Consider the following 19,983-nt stretch of genomic DNA (forward strand, 5'->3'; position numbering starts at 1 on the left):
CCGTCTCTGTCGGGGCATCCCCTGCCCACCCACCCCGAACCGTCCCCGCATCTCCCCGTCATCCGCACCACTCAGGAGTACCGCCATGCCTTCCCGCCGTACCTCACTGGCCTCGCCGCGTCCCTCGCCTCCGCCTCGCTCCTGCTGACCGCCTGCGGCGGGGACAAGGACGTCAAGCCCGTCTCGGGGTCGGGCACGGCGCTGAAGGGCGCCTCCTTCACCGTCGGCTCCAAGGACTTCTCCGAGCAGATCATCCTCGGCCGGATGACCGTCGAGCTCCTGGGGGCGAACGGCGCCGAGGTCACCGACAAGACCAACATCAAGGGCTCGGCCAGCACCAGAAAGGCGCTGGAGTCCGGTGACATCTCGATGTACTGGGAGTACACCGGCACCGGCTGGATCACCTACCTGCAGAACACCAAGCCGATCGCGGACCAGCGCGAGCAGTTCGTGAAGGTCGCCGCCGACGACCTGGCGAAGAACAACATCGCCTGGATCGACCCGCCGGCCCCGCTGAACAACACCTACGCGTTCGCCGTCCGCAAGGACAAGGCGGAGAAGCTCGGGGTGAAGACCCTGTCCGACCTCGCCGAGCTGAGCAGGAGCAAGCCGAACGAGGCCACGTTCTGCATCGAGAGCGAGTTCTCCACCCGCGACGACGGCTTCCCCGGACTGGTGAAGGCCTACGGCATCAAGGCCCCCGGGGACAACGTCAAGATGCTCGACACCGGGCTGATCTACACCGAGACCGCCAAGGGCGACACCTGCAACTTCGGCGAGGTCTTCGCCACCGACGGCCGTATCCCGGCCAACAAGCTGGTGGTCCTGGAGGACGACAAGCACTTCTTCCCCGTCTACCAGCCCGCGCTCACGCTCAAGCAGGAGACGCTGAAGAAGTACCCGGCCCTGAAGAAGATCTTCGCGCCGCTGGCCGAGAAGCTCACCACGACCGAGATGCAGAAGCTCAACGCACTCGCGGACGTGGAGGGCGAGGACCCGGAGGACATCGCCCACGACTGGCTGGTGGACAACGGCTTCGTCAAGTAGCAAGCAGCAAGTAGCCGCGACCGGCCCCGAGCGGGGGAGGCGCTGGGGCGTCCCGGCCTCCGCCTCCCCCGCGCGGGCGCGTCAGGCCCGGGGCGTGATCCGCCGGACCTCGATCAGCGCGAGGCTCTCCGGGTGGAGGGTCGGCGCCTGGACGCCGAGCACGGACAGGACCCGGCCAGGCAGTTCGACGCCCTCCGGCGTCCACCAGGGAAGCGGGGTGGTGACCGGGCCCCGGACCACGTCCCCGGGCGGCAGCGGGGCGACGGCGTAGAGCGCGTCCTCCGCCAGGCCGGGCAGGCGCACGCGGCCGGTCGGCACCTGCACGCTGGTGGCCTTCTGCACCACCGCGTACACGGCGTGGGACCGGTCGGGGGCCACGACGCCGTGCACGAGCACGGCGGGGTCGTGGTGGTCGCCGTGGACGACCGTGCCGCCGTGCAGCAGCGGCCGGAGCCGCTTGTGGGTCTCGATCCACTCGGCCAGCCGGCGGCGTTCCTCGGCCGTCGCCCCGGTCAGGTCCCACTCGATGCCCATGTGGCCGAAGAGCGCGGTGCCGGCGCGGAAGTCGAGACCGTGCGTACGGCCCGTGGTGTGCGAAGCGGGGGCGCCGACATGCGCGCCCATCAGCTCGGGCGGCAGCAGCATCCCCGTCCAGAGCTGGATCTGCTGCCGCTCCAGGGCGTCGATGCAGTCGCTCGTCCACACCCGGTCGCTGCGTTCCAGGATGCCGAGGTCCACCCGGGCGCCGCCCGACGAGCAGGACTCGATCTCCAGCCCGGGGTGCCGTCGGCGCAGCTCGTCCATCAGCGCGTACACCGCGGTGGTCTGGGCGTGCACCCCGCCGACGCCGTACGGGCCGCTGCCCGCGTCGACGAGGTCGCGGTTGTGGTCCCACTTGAGATAGTCGACGGCGTACTCGCCGACCAGGGCGTCCAGGCGTTCGAGCACATACGCGTAGGCCTCCGGCCGGCCCAGGTCCAGCACCTGCTGGTGCCGGGCCTCGGGCGGCATGCGCCCGGCCGCGGACAGGATCCACTCCGGGTGCGCCCTGGCCAGGTCCGAGTCGGGGTTGATCATCTCCGGCTCGACCCAGAGGCCGAACTGGAGCCCGCGGGAGCGGACGTGCTCGACGAGCGGGTGCAGCCCGTGCGGCCAGACCTCGGGGTCCACGTACCAGTCGCCGAGCCCGGCCCGGTCGTCGCGGCGCCCGCGGAACCAGCCGTCGTCCAGCACGAACCGCTCGGCTCCGACCTCGGCCGCCGCGTCCGCCAGGGCGGTGAGGGTGGCCAGGTCCTGCCGGAAGTAGACGGCCTCCCAGGTGTTGAGCGTGACCGGCCGCGGGGTGGCCGGGTGGTGGGGGCGCTGCCGCAGGTGGGCGTGGAAGCGCGCCGCCATGTCGTCCAGGCCGCGGCCGTACGACCCCAGCAGCCACGGCGTCGCGTACGTGGCACCGGGCTGGAGGCGCATCTCGCCCGGCAGCAGCAGCTCACCGCCGCCGAGCAGCGAGACCCCGGAGTTCGTGCGCTCGGCGAAGGTGCGGTGGTTGCCGCTCCACGCGACGTGCAGAGCCCACACCTCACCACCGCGGAAGCCGAAGCCCCGCTCACCCGCCGCGTGCAGGAGCGTGGCGTCGACGCCGGTGCGCCCGCGGCGGTTCTCCCGCAGGTGCGTGCCGAGCGTGAACTCGTGCCGCTGCGGCGAACGTTCCCGCAGGTGACGGCCGGTCAGGTCGAGGACCTCGGTGGCGTGCGCCGGTATCGGCAGCGTGAGGTGCAGCGCGTCCACCGTGTAGGGGCCGCCGCCCTCGTTGGTGAGCTGCGCGCGCTGGCGCACGAGCCCGGACCCGGTCAGCTCCAGCTCCCACCGCAGGGCGAGCCGGGCCTGGTCGTCCACGGCTTCGACCGTCAGCGAGCGAGGGGCCGGGACGCGTATCTCCCGGACGGTGAAGCAGCTGGAGAAGTCGGAGCCCTCACGGTGGCCGGACAGCCCTGGAGTGCCCAGCCAGCCGGCCGACTGCTCGGGCAGCACGCTCACGGGGACCGGCACGTCGGGAACGCTGGTGCCCAGCTCGGCGCGGCTCGCCACGGCGAGCGAGGCGAGCGAGGCGGGGACGCCCGAGCCGCCGGGCGCACCGTCGCCCGGGTCGCCCGAGGCGTCCAGGTCGCCCAGGTCGGCCCCCCAGTGCAGGACCCGGGGCAGCCGGGGGCCCGAACAGTCGAGCACGAGGCTCGTGCCGCCGGCCCGGAAGTGGATGAGGTGCTCGGTGCTCACGTGCGCACGCTTTCGATCGGTCGATTGGGAGCGGTGGGCTCGACGACGGTCAGCTCACCCACGCCGGCCTCCAGTGATTCTCGGGCATGCGCGTCGATGCCCGAGTCGGTGATGAGCAGGTCGGCCGCCTCCAGCGCGGCGATGGCCGCCAGGCCGGGCGTGTCCCACTTGGTGTGGTCGGCGAGCACCACGACCCGGCGCGCCGAGCGGCACATCGCCCGGTTCGTCTCCGCCTCCTCGGGATTGGGCGTGCTGAAGCCGGTCCGGGCGTCCATGCCGTGGACCCCCATGAACAGCACGTCGACCCGCAGCGAGGCCAGTGCGGCGACCGCGACCGGCCCCACCAGGGCGTCGGAGGGGGTGCGCATGCCACCGGTGAGGACGACCGTCTGCCGCTGCCGCCGGTGGGCCTCCAGGGTCTGCGCCGCCCGGAGGCTGTTGGTGACCACCGTGATGTCCGGGATGTCGAGCAGGTGCCGGGCCAGGGTCCACGTGGTGGTTCCCGCGGTCAGCGCGACCGCGGAGCCCGGAGCCACCAGCCGGGCGGCCTCGGCCGCGATGGCCTCCTTGGCGGTGACCTCGCGGGACCGCTTCTCCCCGAACGCGGGTTCCGCGGCACTGCCGTGCTCCGGGGTGACCGCGCCTCCGTGGACCTTGTCGAGATGGCCCCGGCGCGCGAGGGACTCCAGATCGCGCCGGATCGTCATGTGGGACACGCCGAACCGCTCGGTCAGTGCGCCGACCCGGATCGAGCCGTGCTGCCGGACGAGTTCGGCGATCCTCTCCTGCCGTTGCCTCGCGAGCATCCCCTCACCGCTCCGACGGGGGCGTGCCGTCTTCCCGGATCACCACGACGTCGCCCGCGCGGACGACGGTCTTGCCGTCGGCGACGGTGCCGGTCAGCAGGTCGACGCCGCTCGCCGGGACGGGCACGTCACGGGAGGTGTGGTTGATCAGGAAGAGGTAGGCGGCGTCCGGCCCGCGCCTGCGGACCGCCTCCACCCCGGCCGGAACCTCGGCCGCGGCCGTGACACCGGCCTCCCGGCAGACCCGGGCCAGCAGCCCGCGCAGCGCGTCCGCGTCCGGCCGCGTCGCCACGTACCAGGACACGCCCGCGCCGTGGGCGTTGCGGGTGACCGCGGGGTGTCCCGCGACCGGGCCGCCGCACGACGGGTCCGTCGCGAAGGACACGACCGTCTCGGCGCCGCGCGGCTCCACGAGCTCACTCCACACCGTGGCCCCCGAGCCGTCGGAGAGCCGGACGGTCTCCGCCTCGCGCAGCGGGAAGAACTCGTCGACGCGGACACCCAGCATGTCCCGGTACGCCCCCGGGTGGCCGCCGAGCCGCACGTGGTCGTTCTCGTCCACCACACCGCTGAAGAAGCCGACGGCCGCGTGCCCGCCGCCCTGTACGAAGGCGTCCAGCGACGACGCGTCCGCGTCGGACGTCAGGGAGAGGCTGGGCACCAGCACCAGGCGGTGGCCGCTCAGGTCGCTCGCGGGATGCACCAGGTCGCACGTGACACCCAGCGACCACAGCGCCTCGTACCAGGCGCGCACCAGGTCGAGGTAGCGCACGTCACGCGAGGGAGTGGCGTCCATCTCCAGCGCCCACCAGGCGTTCCAGTCGAAGAGCAGGGCCACGTCCGACACGACGCGGCTGCCGCGCACCTCGGCGAGGGCCCGCAGGTCCCGCCCGAGAGCGGTGACCTCGCGCCAGACCTTGGTGTCGGTGCCGCCGTGCGGAAGCATCGCCGAGTGCCACTTCTCGGCGCCGGCCCGCGACTGGCGCCACTGGAAGTACAGGACGCCGTCCGCGCCGCGCGCCACGTGCGCGAGACTGTTGCGCCGCATCTGACCCGGGGTCTTCGCCACGTTGCGCGGCTGCCAGTTCACCGCGGAGGTGGAGTGCTCCATCAGCAGCCACGGAGCGCCGCCGCCCATGCCGCGCGCGAGGTCGGCGTCGAGCGACAGCCCGACGTGCGCTTCGGGGTCCGCGGCGGTGAGGTACTGGTCCACGGAGACGAAGTCGCACTCACCGGCGAAGGAGAAGCCGTCGACCTTCTTCTCCAGCGTGACCAGGAGGTTGGTGGTGAGCGGCACACCGGGGGAGAGGCGGCGCACGATCTCCGCCTCGCGCCGGTGCAGCCTCAGCAGCGCGTCCGAGGAGAACCGCCAGAAGTCGAGCTGCTGGGTCGGATTCGGCACCGCGGCGGTGGCGCGCGGCGGCATGATCTCCGCCCAGTCGCCGTAGCGCTGGCTCCAGAACGCCGTCCCCCAGGCCTCGTTCAGGCCGTCGAGGTCCCCGTACCGCTCCCGCAGCCAGTCCCGGAACGCCTCGGCGCTGCTGTCGCAGTAGCAGTGCGCGTTGTGGTTGCCCCACTCGTTGTGCAGGTGCCACAGCGCGAGCGCGGGATGGTCGCGGTACCGCTCCACCAGCCGCTCGACGAGCCGGCCGGCCGCCTCCGCGTACGCGGGACTGCTCGGGCAGAACGTCTGCCGCGAGCCGTGCGTGAGCCGGACGCCGTCCGCGGTCACCGGCAGCGCCTCGGGGTGCCGCAGCGAGAACCACGGCGGCGGGGACGCGGTGGCCGTCGCCAGGTCGGCGGCGATGCCGTTCGCGTGCAGCAGGTCCAGGACCTCGTCGAGCAGGCCGAACTCGTACTGCCCGGGGCGCGGTTCCAGGAACGCCCAGGAGAAGACGCCGACGGTGACGAGGTTGACGCCGGCCTCCCGCATGAGACGCACGTCCTCGTCCCACACCTCGCGCGGCCACTGCTCCGGGTTGTAGTCACCGCCGTAGGCGATGCCGCCGAGCCGGTCGGACAGTTGCTTGAGCGCGTCGGTCACGACTTCACCGCTCCCGCCGCGAGGCCCGCCTTCCAGTACCGCTGGAGCACCAGGAAGGCGATGACGATCGGGACGACCGAGACGAGCGACCCGGTGAGGCTGAGGATCTGCAGCGAGGGGTCGCGGCTGACCTGGGACTGCCAGGTGAACAGTCCGAGGGTGACCGGGTAGAGACGGTCGTCCTGGAGCATCACCAGCGGCAGCAGGAAGTTGTTCCAGATGACCACGAACTGGAACAGGAAGATCGTGACCATGGCGGGTGACATCAGCCGCAGGGACATGGTGAAGAAGGTCCGCAGCTCGCCCGCCCCGTCGATCCGGGCCGCCTCCAGCAGTTCGTCGGGCACGGACGCCGCCGCGAAGATGCGCGAGAGGTAGACGCCGAACGGGCTGACGATGCTGGGCAGGAACACCGACCAGAAGGTGTCGGTGGCGTCCACCTCGGCGAACAGCAGGAACAGCGGCAGCGCCAGCGCCGTGGCGGGGACCAGGACACCGCCGAGCACGACGTTGAACAGCAGCTCCCGTCCCCGGAAGCGGTACTTGGCCAGGGCGTAGCCGGCCATCGCGGACAGCAGGGTGCCGACGGCCGCGCCGGCCCCCGCGTAGAGGAGGCTGTTGAGCAGCCAGGGCAGGTACACCCCGTCCTGCTTGGCGAACAGCGCCCGCAGGTTGTCGATCAGGTGGAAGTCGGAGAACCACAGCCCGAACGAGTCGACCAGGTCGCCCTGGCTCTTGGTCGCGGAGACGATCAGCCAGAACACCGGCAGCAGCATGTAGACGGCGATGACGGCCAGGAAGCCGGTGGCCGCGATCACCGAGAGGCGGCTCTCCCGGGGGCCGCGCGGCGCGGTGTCGGAGGTCTGACGGGGCGCGTGGGCGCCCGCGGTGTCGGTGAGGAGGCTCATGACTCGGCCTTTCGCCCCGTGAGCTTGAGGAATCCGAACGACAGGACGAACGTGGCCAGCGCCAGCGTGACCGACATGGCCGCGGCCTCGCTGTAGTTGTTCGAGGAGGCGAGCGAGTAGGCCGCCAGGTTGGGTGTGTAGGTGCTGGTGACGCTGGTGGAGATGGAACGCAGCACCTGCGGTTCGGTGAACAGCTGCAGCGTCCCGATGATGGAGAAGACGCCCGTCAGGATGAGCGCCGGACGCAGGATCGGCACCTTGATCCGCCAGGCGATCGTCGCCTCGCTCGCGCCGTCCATACGGGCCGCCTCGTAGATGTCGGAGGGGATGGCCTGCAGGGCGGCGTAGATGATCAGCATGTTGTACCCGGTGTACGTCCAGGTCACGATGTTGCCGATGGACCACAGCATCATCGACGAGCCGAGGAAGTCCGGCGCGGAGCCCGCCTTGTCGAGCAGGTCCACGATGGGCGACAGCCGCGGGTCGTAGAGGAAGGCCCACATGAGCGCCGCCACCACGCCGGGGATGCCGTACGGCACGAAGTAGGTGATCCGGAAGAAGCGCTTGAGGCGGGCCACCGTCGAGTCCAGCAGCAGCGCGAGCACCAGCGCCAGCAGCAGCATCACCGGGATCTGCACCAGCCCGAAGACCAGCACCCGGACGACGCTGCCGAGGAACTCGGAGTCGCCGAGCACTTCCTTGTACTGGTCGAGGCCGGCGAACACGGTCGTCTTGTGGCCGAAGGTGCCGCCGGTCCGCTCGGTCTTGAGCAGGCTCTGGTAGAAGGCGTAGCCGACCGGCACCAGGGTGAACAGGACGAACGGCACGAAGAACGGCACGAGAAAGAAGACGGGCGCCCAGTTCCGTCTGCGGCGGGCGGGGACGGTGGCGGGGGCGGTCTGCGCCGGCGGCGGTGCTGTCGCCGCTATGGGGTCGGCGGTCATGGCGTGGTCTCTTCCTGGACTGTGCTGGCGAGCGGGAACGGGCCGGCGGGGGGGGGGGGGGGGGGGGGGGGGGGGGGGCGGGGGGCGGGGGGGGGGGGGGGCGGGGCCCCCCCCCCCCCCCGGCCCGGTGCCACCTACTTGGCGACCTTGAGGGACTGCTTCTCCAGGGAGTCCACCGTCTTGGTCTCCGTCGTCTTCAGCGCGTCCTTGAGCGTGCCCTGGCCGCCCAGCGCTCCGGCGATGCCGTCGCCCATGAAGCGGTAGGTGTCGGTCATCGTCGGGCCGAAGGTCCAGTCCGTGGTGACGTTCTTGGCGGCGTCCGCGAAGACGTCGAAGATCTTCTGGCCGCCGTAGAAGTCCACCGGCTGCTTCAGCGCCGCCAGGTCGAGGCCCGCGGTGGCCGCGGGGTAGAGACCGCCCTCACGGTTGAGGATCTCCAGCGCCTTCGGGTCGGTGTTCAGCCACAGCGCGAACTTCGCCGCCTCGTAGGGGTGCTTGCTCTTGCCGAGGACCGCCGTCGTCGAGCCGCCCCAGTTGCCGGCCTTGTTCTCGCCCGCGGACCACTGCGGCATCGGAGCCACGCCCCACTTGCCGGCGGTCGCCTTGGCGTTGTCACGGATGGTGCTGTAGCCCCAGGCGGCGCTGACCCAGGTCGCCACCTCGCCGTTGTTCCACGCCTTGTAGAGCGCCGGGGAGAAGCCCTGCAGGTCGGTCGCGACCAGCTTCTCGTCGATCATCTTCTGCCAGTAGTCCGCCACCTCGCCGGCGGCCGCGTTGTCGACGTCGACCTTCCACGTGTCGCCGTCCTGGCCGAACATGTTCGCGCCCTTCTGCCACAGCAGGCCGCTGAACCAGTTCGGGTCCGTCTGCGAGAAGTGCGTCATGTACGCCTTCGGGTCGGCCTTCTTCAGCTTCTTGGCCGCCTCGTAGTACTCCTGCCAGGTCTTCGGGACCGATATGCCGTACTTCTTGAACAGGTCCTTGCGGTAGAAGAGGGCCATCGGGCCGGTGTCCTGCGGCACGGCCCAGACGCCGTCCTTGCCGTCGGCGCCGAAGGTCACCTGGGACCAGGTCCAGTCGACGAAGTCGCTCTTGGCGTCCTTGACGCCCGCGCACGAGGCGATGTCGGTGAGGCCGTCCTGGAGGCGGAAGCTCGCCAGCGAGTCGTACTCGATCTGCCCGAGGTCGGGGGCCTTGCCGGCCTTCAGGGCGTTCGACATGTTCTGGTACGTGCCGGCGTTGCCGTTCGGGACCGACTTGACGGTCACCTGGATGTCGGGGTTCTGGCGGTTCCACTCGGCCACCGCCTTGTCCACGCCGGGGATCCAGGACCAGTACGTGAGATTGACCTTGCCGTCGCTCTTCTCACACTTGGCCTGCTCGCCCGACGCGCTGTCCTTGCTGCCGGAGCCGCCGCACGCCGCGGTGGCGAGCAGGGGGAGTGCGGTAAGGGCCACCAGGGCGCGGCGAAGCGCAGGGCGATGGGTCCGCAGTGACATGGCGTCTCCTCGAGTGCGTGCCGCTCCGCTACGTTCCCGGAGTGGCGGGGTGCGGACACATTGACTGTTACCTCCTCGTAAAGTCAACACACTCGATCGCTGGATAACGGAATCAAACATGAACCGTTATCGGGCGAGAGGGCGGCTCGGGCGTTGCTCCCTGCCTGGGGGGATTGGCTTTGCCGATCGCGGGACGGGATTGCCGAACGCCGTCCGGAAACGATTCAGGGAATGTGCAGATGTGAATGAGGGGTGTGGTGGGCGGTACCTGCCCGGCTGCTCCGGAACCTCCGGAACCTCCGGTACCCGATGGCCCGCGGCCCAGGCGATACCCCGAACGGTGCTGTTCGACGGGCTGAACGAGGGGTCGGGCGGGCCTCTCGGGGCGGCGGACCGGACGGGTCTCAGCCGCGGTCCCGAGCCGGATACGGCCTATGCGGGCGCATACGCGCCCTCGGCCGCCGGACGCGGGCCGGCGGGCTCGACACGCCCGCGAGCGGCGGCCGGGGGCCGCGGACTCGGACCGTTCCCTGTGACGCCCACAACACCGCCCCGGGCACCGGGCCGGCCGGCGCGGTTCCGTGCACATTCGAGCGTGATGTTCTGTCCGGCGGGGCCGTGTGCGGCCGAGGCGCCGACGCGGCACGGCACGGGGCGGTTTGCTGGACTCGGGCGTCTCCGGTCCGGCCGGCCCCGTCACCACGACCTCTTCTCAGGAGTTCCCTCCCATGACCCTTGTCTGCGGGCACGACGCGCATCCCTACGGCCCGCCCCTGTGCGCACATCTCCGTGCTGCTGCCGCGACGGACTACTTCCTGCGCTACACGGGCGCCGGCCTGAGCACCGAGCACGTCTGCGAGGCCTGCCGGGACGGCGGTTCCGCCGCCACCGAGAGGGTGTGCGAGGAGTGCTTCGACGACGCGCTCGGCAGCGTGCTGGGAGTGGCCGGAGCACCGGAGACCGTCGAGGCGCCCAGGCCGCTGGACCCGACGGTGGACAGCACGCCCCTCCCCGGGCACGCCGGCAAGGTCGTGGACATGGCCCCCACGGAGCGGGGTCTGCTGCTGCTCTGCGCGGACGGACGCCTCCTGCTCTGGGACGCCCCGGGCGACGACTGCGCGGAGGTGGGCCGCAGCTCCGTCGCCCCGGACGCCGCCGCGGAACCCTGGTGCGGGCGCTCGCAGACCCGACGTCTGCACGCCTCGTCCGACGGCCGTTTCGCCGCCGTGGTGATCGACTACGGGCGGCACGGCGAGGTGATCGATCTGACCCGGGGGGCGGTCACCCGCAGCCTGGAGAACGACGGCTACCACAGCGACACCGTGCCCTTCTCGCTGGCCTTCACCACCCTCGGCGAGCGCCAGGCCGTCCTGTACCGGGAGCGGTGGAACCGGATCGTGGTCTGCGATCCGGCGACGGGCGAGACCCTGACGACGACACCGACGGGGGCTGAGGACGCCCCGTGGAACAGCTGCTTCCACGGGGCGCTGCTTCCCAGCCCGAAGGGCACGCGCATCGCCTCGGACGCCTGGCAGTGGCATCCCGTCGGCTCCGTGCTGGTGTGGGACCTGCCCGCGTGGCCGGCCGGGGGCGAGGACGCGCGGCCGGGACCGGCCGGCTGGTCCCAGCTCGCCCTCTGCGACTACTACTGGGACCGGCCCCTCGCCTGGCTCGATGAGAACCGGCTGGCGATCGGCGGCCTCGGGGACGACGAGCAGACGCTGGTGAACGGCGCGACCGTCTACGAGTTCACCGGCGCGGGCGACGCGCGCCGCGTCGCGACGGGAGCGTTCCCGGGGCCGTACGGCCGGTTCTTCGCCGCGGACGGGCTGCTGTTCTCGACGGGCGAGTCCGGACTGGACGTCTGGGACCCCGTCGAGGGAGCCCGCACCGGTTCGGTCCCCGGCTTCCGGCCCACCCATCAGGACCCCCGGACCGGGGAACTCCTCCAGCTCGACGCCCACGCGGGTGTCGTCCGCGGCTGGCACGCCGGCAGGGCCCGGGCGGAGACGCCCGGAGCCTAGGGCGCCACGGCCCGTCGCGACGGGCCGGAACTCCCGGCTGCCCTCCTGCCTCAGACGGCGGCCAGCGCCTCCGTCGGGGGCAGCCGGGAGGCGCGTACAGCGGGGTACAGGCCCGCCGCCACGCCGACGGCGACCGCCCCCAGGACGCCGGCGACGAGGGCGAGGGGCGGCAACACCACCGGCCAGGACCGGGACACGGCGTACCCCGCGCTCACCGCTGCTCCGAGGGCCGTACCGGCGCAGCCGCCCAGCGCGGACAGGGCCGCCGACTCCGCCACGAACTGCCCCCTGATCTGGCCCCGACCGGCACCCAGCGCCCGGCGCAGACCGATCTCGCGGCGCCGTTCCAGCACCGAGACGACCATGGTGTTGGCCACCCCCACGCCCCCGACGAGGAGGGCGACGCCCGCGAGTCCGAGCAGGAGGACGGACAGCGTCTGCTGGGTGGCGCGCTTGGCGGCCAGGGCGTCCGAAGGACGGCTGACCTGGACCAGGCCCGGCAGCTGCGGGTGGACCGTGGCGGGCAGCACGTCGCGCACCGCCTCGATCCGCGATTCGCGGGCCGTGACGTAGACCACGGTGGGGTGGCCGTCGAAGCGGAGCTGGTCACGGGCCGCGTCCCAGCCGATCAGGACGGAGGCGTCGAGGTCGGGGGTGAGCGGCAGGGGGTCGAGGATGCCGATGACGGTGAACCAGTGGCCGTCGATGTAGACCTGCCCCGATTCCTGCTCCGATTTGTGCCACGGCCCGTGCCCCGTCTCCCGCGCGGGGCGGACCCGGTCGAAGCCCAGCCGGGAGGCGGCGCGGGAACCCAGGACCGCGGTCGGGAACCGTGCCGTGGCGGCGGAGAGGAACGACCCCGAGCGGACCGTCCCGTGGACCGCCCGGAGGAGGTTGGTCCGCGCGGCGAGGACGCTGACGCCGGCCGCGTCGGACGGGTCGGCGAGGTCGGAGCGCAGGACGGTCCTGTGGGTGTTGGCCACGGCACTCGCGGTGGTCACCGGGCCGATGCGGGCGGCCATGGCGTCCGCGGTGGCGGGCAGGACCACCGGGGGATCGCTGTCCGCCTGCGGGGCGACGCGCAGCATGTTCGTACCGAGCGCGGACAGCCGGTCCATCAGGGCCCGCTGGCTGGAGGCGGGGATGGCGGTCACCACGACGAGGGTCGCGACGCCGAGGGAGATGCCGAGCGCGGACAGCGCGGCCCGCGGGCCGCGGGTCCGGATGCCGAGCAGGCCGAGCCGGAGGACGTCCGTGAACGCGAGCCGGACCGGGCGCGGCCCGGGGTCCGGCACCGGGCGGGTCATACGGCGCCCACCTCCCGCGCGTCGGCGGCGACGCGGCCGTCCCGCAGTTCCACCCGGCGGGGCAGACGCGCCGCGATGTCCCGGTCGTGGGTGATGACGGCGATGGTCGTGCCCTGTGCGTTCAGTTCGACGAGCAACTCCAGTACGGCCTTCCCGTTGGCCGCGTCCAGCGCGCCCGTCGGCTCGTCGGCCAGCACCAGTGCGGGGCGGTTGACCAGGGCACGCGCGATGGCGACCCGCTGGCGCTCGCCCCCGGAGAGCTGCTGGGGAAGATGCGAGTGACGGTGTTCCAGCCCCACCCTGGCCAGCGCCTCCCGCGCCAGCGGACGTCGCCTGCGGCGGGGGACGCCCGCGTACAGCAGGCCGGTGGCGACGTTCTCGGTGGCGTCCAGTCCGTCGGTGAGGTGGAAGTGCTGGAAGACGAAACCCAGCAGACCCGCCCGCAGCGCGGAGAGGCGACGGTCGCCCAGCGCCTGGACGTCGTGCCCCGCGACGCGGACCGTGCCGGTCGTCGGCCGGTCCAGGGTGCCCATGATGTGCAGCAGCGTCGACTTGCCCGACCCGGACGGCCCCACGATGGCGAGGAGTTCGCCCTCGTCGACGCGGAGCGAGACACGGTCCAGGGCGGTGACCCCGCCGGGGTGGCGTTTGGTGACGTCCTCGACGAGGAGGACCGGGGCCGTGGTGCCGGTGGCGGCGGCCGGGGGCACGGGAGGGGTGGTCACGAGGCCGTCACCACCTCGGTGCCGGCGGCCAGTCCCTTGCCGCTCACCTCGACCATGCCGCCCGCGAACATGCCCGTCGTCACCGCGACCAGAGTGCCGTCCGGGCGTTGCAGGGCGTAGCCGCCCTCCCGCAGGGCGACCAGCGCGCTCACGGGCACCGCGAGCACGCCCTTGCGCGTGGCGGTGTCGAACCGGACCTGCACCGCCGCCGCGTCCAGGCCCGACACGTCCGCCGCCCGGTCCGGGACGACGGTCACGTCGACGGTGGCCGGTCCGGTCTGCCCCGCGGATTCCTGGCCGGCGCCGCCCTGGACGGTGCGGCCGAGCGTCCTGACGGTGCCACGGATCGTCGTGCCGTCCGGCAGCGTGATCTTCGCCCGGTCGCCCGCCTTGACGGTTCCCACGTCGGTGGCCGCCACCGGCACGGTGACGGACTTGGCGGCGGAGGTGTAGGTGAGCAGCGCGGCGTCGGCCGGGTCGCCGGGCTGCGCCTCGACCGTCTCCACGCGCACCGGTCCGGGCAGGACCACGGCACGGCCGGGGACCAGGGTGCCCGTGGCGGCCTGGCCGGTGTCCTGCTGCCACCTCTTGAGCGCCGCGGCGAGGGCGGGGGTGAACTCCTCCCCCTCGCCGCCGTCACCGCGGCTCGCGGGGGCGACGGCGGGACCGGTGTCGTAGCCGAGCGCCCGCAGGTTGTCCGCGAGCACGCTCACGTCGTGGCCGCGCACCCCCGTCTTCGCCAGGGTGCGGAAGAACGGTGTGTCACCGAAGAGGACGGGGACGGGCCGGTCGTCGACCCGGTACAGCGGCTTGCCCCTGGCCGCCCGGGCGCCGGGCTCGGGCAGCCGGGTCACGACGCCCTGGCCCGTGCCCTTCAGGACGTGTGGTCTGCCGAAGCCGAGGGTGCCCGGCAGGGTGCGGCTGTCGGAGAGGTCGGTCCTGGTGACCGCGACGGTCCGCACCCGGACGGGGGCCGCGGCCCCGGTGTCCCGCCCCGGGTGCGTGTCGCGCCACACCCAGGCGCCGCCGCCCGTGGCGCCGGCGACCAGCAGGACGCTCACCGCGACGGCGACCCTACTTCGCCCTGCCACCGAACGCCTCCAGGGTGCAGCTCCGGTCGACCTGGCTCTGCTGGGCGGCGCTCATCGTGGAGTTGCCGTCGTACGTCCAGCCGGAGTCGTCGGGCAGCGCGGTGACCTCGAGCCCTTCGCGGTTCAGGCATTTCACGTAGGCCCGGAAGTCGTCGTCGTAGTGCGGATTCGACGCGCGGTCCATCTCCGGTGGCTGCAGGGGCAGTCTGTTCGCGCAGGCCTTGACGGCGGCCCTGGCCGTGGCGCTGTGGTCCGTGTCGTCGACGGAATCCGGGCCGCGTGCCGGGAGCATCTTGTGCCCGTGCTCCTTCAGGCACATGGCGTAGAGGTGCCAGTAGCGGTTCCGTTCCGCGTCCGAGCTGTCGAGACGCAGCTGGGGGCGCCCGGCGTCGGGGGACGGCGCGGCCTTCGCGGTCGCTTCGCCGTCCGGGGCGCCGCTCCGCAGGGAGGCCACGTCCTGCCGCGTCGGGCCGTCGCCCTCGGAGGCGCCCGAACCGCCGCAGCCGGTGAGCAGGACGGCACCCGCGAGGAAGGCGGCAGCGCCCGGTACGCGGCTGCGGCCCGCGATGTCGAAGTGGGTCATGGGTGCATGGTCCGCGCCGCGTGTCGGGAAACGGTCGGGAACCGTTGCGGGGGCGTTCCGGCTCCGGTGGGCATCCGGCGACCGGACCCGGGTCCCGCCCTCCCGCTGCCTGTGTCCGGCGGGCCTGCCCCGGGCGGCCGGCCCGCGCGGGGCAGGCCCCGTCGCCGACGGTGCCCGGCCGGCCGTACGGCTCAGGCTGCGCCGTCGCCGTCGCCGTCGGGGCAGGCGTCTTCCGCTCGTGCACCGCCGTCGTCGACCGCAGAGGGCCGCCGTGCTCAGCCGAGCGGGGCGGCCAGCCGCCAGCCTTCGTCGAGCAGCCGGTCGACCGCCTCCAGGGCGAGTCGCAGCCGCGTCGGGCGGTCGCCGCGCACCTCCTGCCAGGGCACGCCGCGACCGGACAGCACCTTGCGGAACCGCTCGGTCATCCAGGGCCGCAACTCCTCGCCGTCGCGCAGGCCGTCGTCGTGGAACGGCACGTCCTCGTGGCCGGTGAGCAGATACAGCGCCCTGGGCGGCATGGCGTCGGCGAGGAGGCGCACCGCCTCGGTGGTCCGGCCGACGTAGCGCTCCTGCCAGACGGTGGTGGCCAGTGCGTCGGTGTCGCAGACCAGCACGGGCCCGCCGGTCCGGGCCGCGTGTTCCTCCTCGGCCGACTGGCGGGCGGCGACCGCCTCGAAGTCGGCGTCGCTCCATTCCAGGTCGAAGACAGTGGGTTCCGCAGCGCCGCGGCGGGCGGCCAGCGCGCGGGCCACCGCGAGCTTGGCGACGGTCAGTTCGCGCCCGTACTCGGGAACCCACCGGGTGAGCGCATGCGGACCGCCACGGGCGCGCAGTGCCTCCGCCAGGTCGCGGGAGAGCGTGGTGGTGCCGGTGGACTCGGCGCCGAGCACCACCACCCGACGGGCGAACCAGGCCCGCACCGGCGGCTCCAGCGCGTCCCAGTGGCCCACCGGGTCGCCGCGGACCGCGGTGGCGGAGACCGCGAAAGTCTCACGTGCGACGTCCAGGCGGACGTCCGCCGCGCCGAACCGGCGGGCCAGTTCGGCGCCGTACGGCTCCGAGGTGAACACCGCGTCCACCGGGACGGCGGCATGTGCCGCGGCGGCGACCGCCGCACGCATCAGGGCCACGTGCCCGGTCCAGACGCGGTCGCTGTCGTAGTCCACCGGGATGTTGTCGACGACGCCGGCGACGGCCACCCGGGGCCGGTCCGCGTACGCTTCGCGCAGCCAGCCGACCCGGTCGGCCAGCGGTATCGACTCCACGTCGGCCGCCATCACCACGACCGTGACGCGACCGCAGCTGTCCGCCGCGGTGCGCACCAGGAAGTGGTGACCGGCGTGCGGGGGGTAGAACTTGCCGATGACCAGTCCGTGGCCGAAGGGGGCCGTCATGCGCGCACCGGGTCCGCTGCGGCGGCCGGCCGGCCCGCGGCCAGCTCCCGGCGCCAGCCGCGCAGTCCGAGCAGGCACATCGTCAGGAAGAGCACGTAGACGATGCCGGTCAGGTAGAGCATCTTGGCGAAGTACAGCGGGATGTAGACCACGTCCGCGGCGATCCAGAAGTACCAGTTCTCATAGGACTTGGTGTTGAGCAGCCACTGGGCGGCCAGCGACAGCACGGTGGTGAGGGCGTCCCAGAACGGTGCGACGTCCTGGGCTCGGGTCAGCACCACCGTCAGGCCCCAGGTCGCGGGTACGGCGAGCAGCAGCAGGACGACGACGGTGCGCGCGGAGGCATGGCCCATCGGGCGGGCGGAGCGGCGCTCGCCGCCGCGCAGCCAGGTCCACCAGCCGACGGCGGCCAGCAGCAGGTACACGACCTGCAGCACGGCGTCGGCGTACAGCTGGGCGCTCCAGAACAGAACCAGGAAGAACAGGTTGTTGGCGATGCCGACGGGGAAGTTGGCGACCCTGGCTCTGACGGTCAGCCAGACGCAGGCCGCACCCGTGGCGAAGCCGAGCAGCTCCGCCCAGGTCACCGCGTCGCGGCCGAAGTCGAACAGCACGGTGTTCAGGGGCGCGACGATATCGCCCAGGACGTCGCTGACAGCCATTCAGAGCTCCTCGGCCGGTAAATGTCAGCATGACGATAAGGGGTGGAGCCGTCCTGTGCCAAGCCCCTCCGGCGACGCGAACCGGCCGGACGGGTCACGGAACCGGACCGGAGTGCTGACCGGGCAGCCTGAGCGAGAAGACCGAGCCCTCCCTGGGCACGCTCGACACGTGCACGGTGCCCCCGTGCGCCTCGGCGAGCTTGCGGACGATGGACAGGCCCAGCCCGCTTCCGCCGCCCTGCCGGCTCCGTGACTTCTCCGCCCGCCAGAAACGGTCGAAGACCCTGGGCAGGTCCTCGCCGCTGATGCCGGATCCGGTGTCCTCGACGCTGAACACCACCTCGTCGCCCTCCGTCCGGGTGCAGAGGGTGACCGTGCCGCCGGCGGGCGTGTGCCGGATGGCGTTGGACACGAGGTTCCCGATCGCCTGGCGCAGCCGCACGGGATCGGCGTACAGGTGGGGCCCCTCGTCGCCGGACCGTACACGCAGCCGCACTCCCGCGGAACCGGCGCTGCCCTGGTGGGCGCGGGCGACCTGGGCGAGCAGGGCGGCCGCGTCGACGCCCTCCGGGTGCAGCCTGAGCGCGCCGGCGTCGGCCGCCGCGAGGTCGCGCAGGTCGTCGATGATGTGCTGCAGGAGCAGCGCCTCCTCCAGCAGCGAGGAGATGAGGTTCTTGTCCGCGGGTACGACACCGTCCTCGACGGCCTCCAGCCAGCCGCGTACGTTGCTGAGCGGGGTGCGCAGTTCGTGGGCGACGTCGCTGACCAGGGCCCGTCGCAGCTCCTCCAGCTGGCGGCGCCGGCTCGCCATCAGGTTGAACGCCTCGGCGAGTTTGCCGAACTCGTCGTCGCCGGTCACCTCGACGTGTGCGCTCTCGTCGCCCTCCGCCATCCGCCGGGCCGCGCCGGTCAGGGCACGCAGCGGCCTGACCATGCGCGTGCCGGCGACGAACGTGACCGTCATGGTGGTCAGCAGCACGGCGACGGTGACTCCGGCGATCCGCGTGCGGTTGGTGTCGGAGAGGTCGAAGAAGGTGGCGATCTTCTGGTCGGGTCCGCTGGTGAAGAGCAGGGCGGCCGGCGCCACGTAGGGGTCGAGCTGTTCCCGCCGGGCGGTGGAGAGGCAGGTCGTCACCGCGCGGGAGTCCGGAGTGCCACGGGCGGTCGACGGGATCCAGGTCAGGTCGTCGGCGAGCTGTACCGGCGGGGCGTGACGGGCGGTGAGGCAACCGTTGACGAGCCGGCCCAGCTGGGCGAGCGCCTTCCGCTCCGTGTCGGTGCGCCGCAGGAGTTCGTCCACCCGGCACCGGTCGCCGGTGTCCAGAGCACGGCCGTCGATCATGACCTGCTCCCGGCCGTTGGGCAGCTGCACGACGCTGACGTCCTGCAGCACTCCGGCCCCGCGCATACAGTTCGCCACCCGGGACGCCGTGGCCTGCTGAGCGGCCTTCTCCCGGGCGGTCAACCGGAAGGGGCCGACCGCGCGGGGATCGATGCGGTCGGCGGGGGCGCCGTCGTAGCGGGGCGCGAGCGCGGTGTCGACGGCGAACGCGTCGACGGTCGCCGACGCCGTCGACGGCAGCGACCGCGCCGGCCTTCGGCCTCCTTTCTCGGAATCCGCGAGCAGGTGACGGTTCTCGTCGGTCAGGGTGATGTGGCGGCCGGTCCGCCGCGACAGCTCGCGGATCACCGGTCCGACGTCCCCCCAGTCCGGGTGCGTGGCCGCGAAACCGACGAGCGCGTCGTAGATCCGTGCGTCGTCGGCGAGAACCTGGCCGCGCTGACCTCCGATGGCGACGGCGGTGAGGCTGACGACGAGCCAGGCGGTCGCGACGATCGAGCAGAGGGAGACCAGGGCGGACAGCAGCAGCAGCCGTGACCGCAGACTTCTGCGCAGCGGTATGTCACCTCGCACGGGGACCGGTCCCGCCGTCGGACGCCTCCGGGGAAGGGGCGTCGGCGACCTTGTAGCCGACGCCGTAGACCGTGAGCAGCCGCTCGGGCCGGGTCGGATCACGCTCGATCTTGCGGCGCAGGTTCATGACGTGCCCGTCGACCGTGCGGGTCGTGACATAGCGGTCGATGCCGTGCAGGTGCTCCAGCACCTGCTTCCTGGTGAACACCCGGCCCGGAGCCGACGCCAGCACCTCCAGCACGCGGAACTCGCCGGGAGTGCAGTCGACCAGCCGTCCCTCCACCCGCACCTCGAACCGGTCGGGGTCGACCACCAGGCCACCCACGACATACGCCGGTCCGGCCTTCTGGACGGTTCCGGCGCCGGGGGCGGCCGCGTGGCCGGCCCGCCGCAGCAGGGTACGGACGCGGGCCACCAGTTCCCGCGGGCTGCAGGGCTTGGTCATGTAGTCGTCGGCGCCCAGGTCGAGGGCGAGCAGCAGGTCGTCCTCCTCCGCGCGCGCGGTGAGCATCAGGACGGGAACCTCGGACTCCCTGCGCAGCACCCGGCACACGTCCAGGCCGTCCACGCGCGGCATCATCCAGTCCAGCACCACGAGATCGGGCATCCGCCGCCGGATCTCGTCGAGGGCGGCCCGCCCGTCGTGGACGACACCTACCGAATGGCCTTCCCTCTCCAGGTAACGGCGGATGAGGTCGGCCTGTTTGGGGTCGTCGTCGGCGAGCACAACATACGCACACATGGTGGCCATCGTAGAAAGAGC

The 19,983-nt window shown here is 72.6% G+C and carries 16 protein-coding genes; 2 read left to right on the top strand and 14 right to left on the bottom strand.

The annotated features are described in order from the left end of the window. The first annotated feature begins 144 nt into the window (after window positions 1–144). Entirely contained in the window at window positions 145–1,047 is a 903-nt protein-coding gene (locus tag ACH4ZX_RS00765; RefSeq protein ID WP_398266641.1) for a glycine betaine ABC transporter substrate-binding protein, read from the top strand. 81 nt (window positions 1,048–1,128) lie between these two features. On the opposite strand, the gene ACH4ZX_RS00770 is transcribed toward ACH4ZX_RS00765, so the two are convergent. The 6 genes from ACH4ZX_RS00770 to ACH4ZX_RS00795 form a co-directional block, all read right to left on the bottom strand. Then, window positions 1,129–3,318: an alpha-galactosidase gene (locus ACH4ZX_RS00770; RefSeq protein WP_398265314.1), complete on the bottom strand. Its 2,190-nt coding sequence runs from the start codon at window positions 3,316–3,318 to the stop codon at window positions 1,129–1,131. Beyond that, window positions 3,315–4,124 carry a DeoR/GlpR family DNA-binding transcription regulator gene (locus tag ACH4ZX_RS00775; protein WP_398265317.1) on the bottom strand — a complete coding sequence of 270 codons (810 nt, stop codon included), beginning with the start codon at window positions 4,122–4,124 and terminating at the stop codon, window positions 3,315–3,317. The genes ACH4ZX_RS00770 and ACH4ZX_RS00775 overlap by 4 nt, the downstream gene beginning before the upstream one ends. A 4-nt stretch (window positions 4,125–4,128) precedes the next feature. Beyond that, a complete protein-coding gene (locus ACH4ZX_RS00780) occupies window positions 4,129–6,168 on the bottom strand; it encodes a beta-galactosidase (protein ID WP_398265320.1) in 2,040 nt (679 codons plus the stop codon). After that, complete coding sequence (locus tag ACH4ZX_RS00785) at window positions 6,165–7,076, bottom strand: carbohydrate ABC transporter permease (protein WP_398265324.1); 912 nt, start codon at window positions 7,074–7,076, stop codon at window positions 6,165–6,167. Before ACH4ZX_RS00785 ends, ACH4ZX_RS00780 begins: the two co-directional genes overlap by 4 nt. After that, on the bottom strand, window positions 7,073–8,020 hold the full coding sequence (locus ACH4ZX_RS00790; protein WP_398265327.1) for a carbohydrate ABC transporter permease: 948 nt from the start codon (window positions 8,018–8,020) through the stop codon (window positions 7,073–7,075). The genes ACH4ZX_RS00785 and ACH4ZX_RS00790 overlap by 4 nt, the downstream gene beginning before the upstream one ends. A gap of 134 nt (window positions 8,021–8,154) precedes the next feature. Beyond that, complete coding sequence (locus tag ACH4ZX_RS00795; protein WP_398265330.1) at window positions 8,155–9,519, bottom strand: ABC transporter substrate-binding protein; 1,365 nt, start codon at window positions 9,517–9,519, stop codon at window positions 8,155–8,157. 728 nt (window positions 9,520–10,247) lie between these two features. On the opposite strand from ACH4ZX_RS00795, the gene ACH4ZX_RS00800 reads away from it, so the two are divergent. Beyond that, window positions 10,248–11,543, top strand: a complete 1,296-nt coding sequence (locus tag ACH4ZX_RS00800; protein WP_398265333.1) for a hypothetical protein — start codon at window positions 10,248–10,250, stop codon at window positions 11,541–11,543. A 50-nt stretch (window positions 11,544–11,593) separates the two neighbouring features. Here ACH4ZX_RS00800 and ACH4ZX_RS00805 read toward each other — a convergent pair whose 3' ends face one another. The 8 genes from ACH4ZX_RS00805 to ACH4ZX_RS00840 form a co-directional block, all read right to left on the bottom strand. Continuing rightward, window positions 11,594–12,850 (bottom strand): ABC transporter permease, encoded by a 1,257-nt coding sequence (locus tag ACH4ZX_RS00805; protein WP_398265336.1) that lies wholly within the window; start codon window positions 12,848–12,850, stop codon window positions 11,594–11,596. Next, on the bottom strand, window positions 12,847–13,575 hold the full coding sequence (locus tag ACH4ZX_RS00810; protein WP_398265339.1) for an ABC transporter ATP-binding protein: 729 nt from the start codon (window positions 13,573–13,575) through the stop codon (window positions 12,847–12,849). Before ACH4ZX_RS00810 ends, ACH4ZX_RS00805 begins: the two co-directional genes overlap by 4 nt. Then, entirely contained in the window at window positions 13,572–14,666 is a 1,095-nt protein-coding gene (locus ACH4ZX_RS00815; protein ID WP_398265342.1) for a hypothetical protein, read from the bottom strand. Before ACH4ZX_RS00815 ends, ACH4ZX_RS00810 begins: the two co-directional genes overlap by 4 nt. After that, a complete protein-coding gene (locus tag ACH4ZX_RS00820) occupies window positions 14,650–15,249 on the bottom strand; it encodes a hypothetical protein (RefSeq protein ID WP_398265345.1) in 600 nt (199 codons plus the stop codon). Before ACH4ZX_RS00820 ends, ACH4ZX_RS00815 begins: the two co-directional genes overlap by 17 nt. A 275-nt stretch (window positions 15,250–15,524) precedes the next feature. Next, on the bottom strand, window positions 15,525–16,643 hold the full coding sequence (locus tag ACH4ZX_RS00825) for an AAA family ATPase (RefSeq protein WP_398265348.1): 1,119 nt from the start codon (window positions 16,641–16,643) through the stop codon (window positions 15,525–15,527). Next, a complete protein-coding gene (pnuC, locus tag ACH4ZX_RS00830) occupies window positions 16,640–17,305 on the bottom strand; it encodes a nicotinamide riboside transporter PnuC (protein WP_398265351.1) in 666 nt (221 codons plus the stop codon). The genes ACH4ZX_RS00825 and pnuC overlap by 4 nt, the downstream gene beginning before the upstream one ends. Window positions 17,306–17,399: 94 nt before the next feature. Then, on the bottom strand, window positions 17,400–19,220 hold the full coding sequence (locus tag ACH4ZX_RS00835) for an ATP-binding protein (protein ID WP_398265354.1): 1,821 nt from the start codon (window positions 19,218–19,220) through the stop codon (window positions 17,400–17,402). Continuing rightward, on the bottom strand, window positions 19,210–19,962 hold the full coding sequence (locus ACH4ZX_RS00840; protein ID WP_398265357.1) for a response regulator transcription factor: 753 nt from the start codon (window positions 19,960–19,962) through the stop codon (window positions 19,210–19,212). The genes ACH4ZX_RS00835 and ACH4ZX_RS00840 overlap by 11 nt, the downstream gene beginning before the upstream one ends. Window positions 19,963–19,983 lie beyond the last annotated feature (21 nt).

It is taken from the genome of Streptomyces sp. NPDC020490 (assembly GCF_044335305.1).
Taxonomy (GTDB): Bacteria; Actinomycetota; Actinomycetes; order Streptomycetales; family Streptomycetaceae; genus Streptomyces.

Bases quoted from the DNA above. Each gene is read 5' to 3' on its own strand.
- ACH4ZX_RS00775 (WP_398265317.1), bottom strand. From the start codon at position 4,124: ATGCTCGCGAGGCAACGGCAGGAGAGGATCGCCGAACTCGTCCGGCAG.
- ACH4ZX_RS00785 (WP_398265324.1), bottom strand. From the start codon at position 7,076: ATGAGCCTCCTCACCGACACCGCGGGCGCCCACGCGCCCCGTCAGACC.
- ACH4ZX_RS00790 (WP_398265327.1), bottom strand. From the start codon at position 8,020: ATGACCGCCGACCCCATAGCGGCGACAGCACCGCCGCCGGCGCAGACC.
- ACH4ZX_RS00795 (WP_398265330.1), bottom strand. From the start codon at position 9,519: ATGTCACTGCGGACCCATCGCCCTGCGCTTCGCCGCGCCCTGGTGGCC.
- ACH4ZX_RS00800 (WP_398265333.1), top strand. From the start codon at position 10,248: ATGACCCTTGTCTGCGGGCACGACGCGCATCCCTACGGCCCGCCCCTG.
- ACH4ZX_RS00805 (WP_398265336.1), bottom strand. From the start codon at position 12,850: ATGACCCGCCCGGTGCCGGACCCCGGGCCGCGCCCGGTCCGGCTCGCG.
- ACH4ZX_RS00820 (WP_398265345.1), bottom strand. From the start codon at position 15,249: ATGACCCACTTCGACATCGCGGGCCGCAGCCGCGTACCGGGCGCTGCC.
- ACH4ZX_RS00825 (WP_398265348.1), bottom strand. From the start codon at position 16,643: ATGACGGCCCCCTTCGGCCACGGACTGGTCATCGGCAAGTTCTACCCC.
- pnuC (WP_398265351.1), bottom strand. From the start codon at position 17,305: ATGGCTGTCAGCGACGTCCTGGGCGATATCGTCGCGCCCCTGAACACC.
- ACH4ZX_RS00840 (WP_398265357.1), bottom strand. From the start codon at position 19,962: ATGTGTGCGTATGTTGTGCTCGCCGACGACGACCCCAAACAGGCCGAC.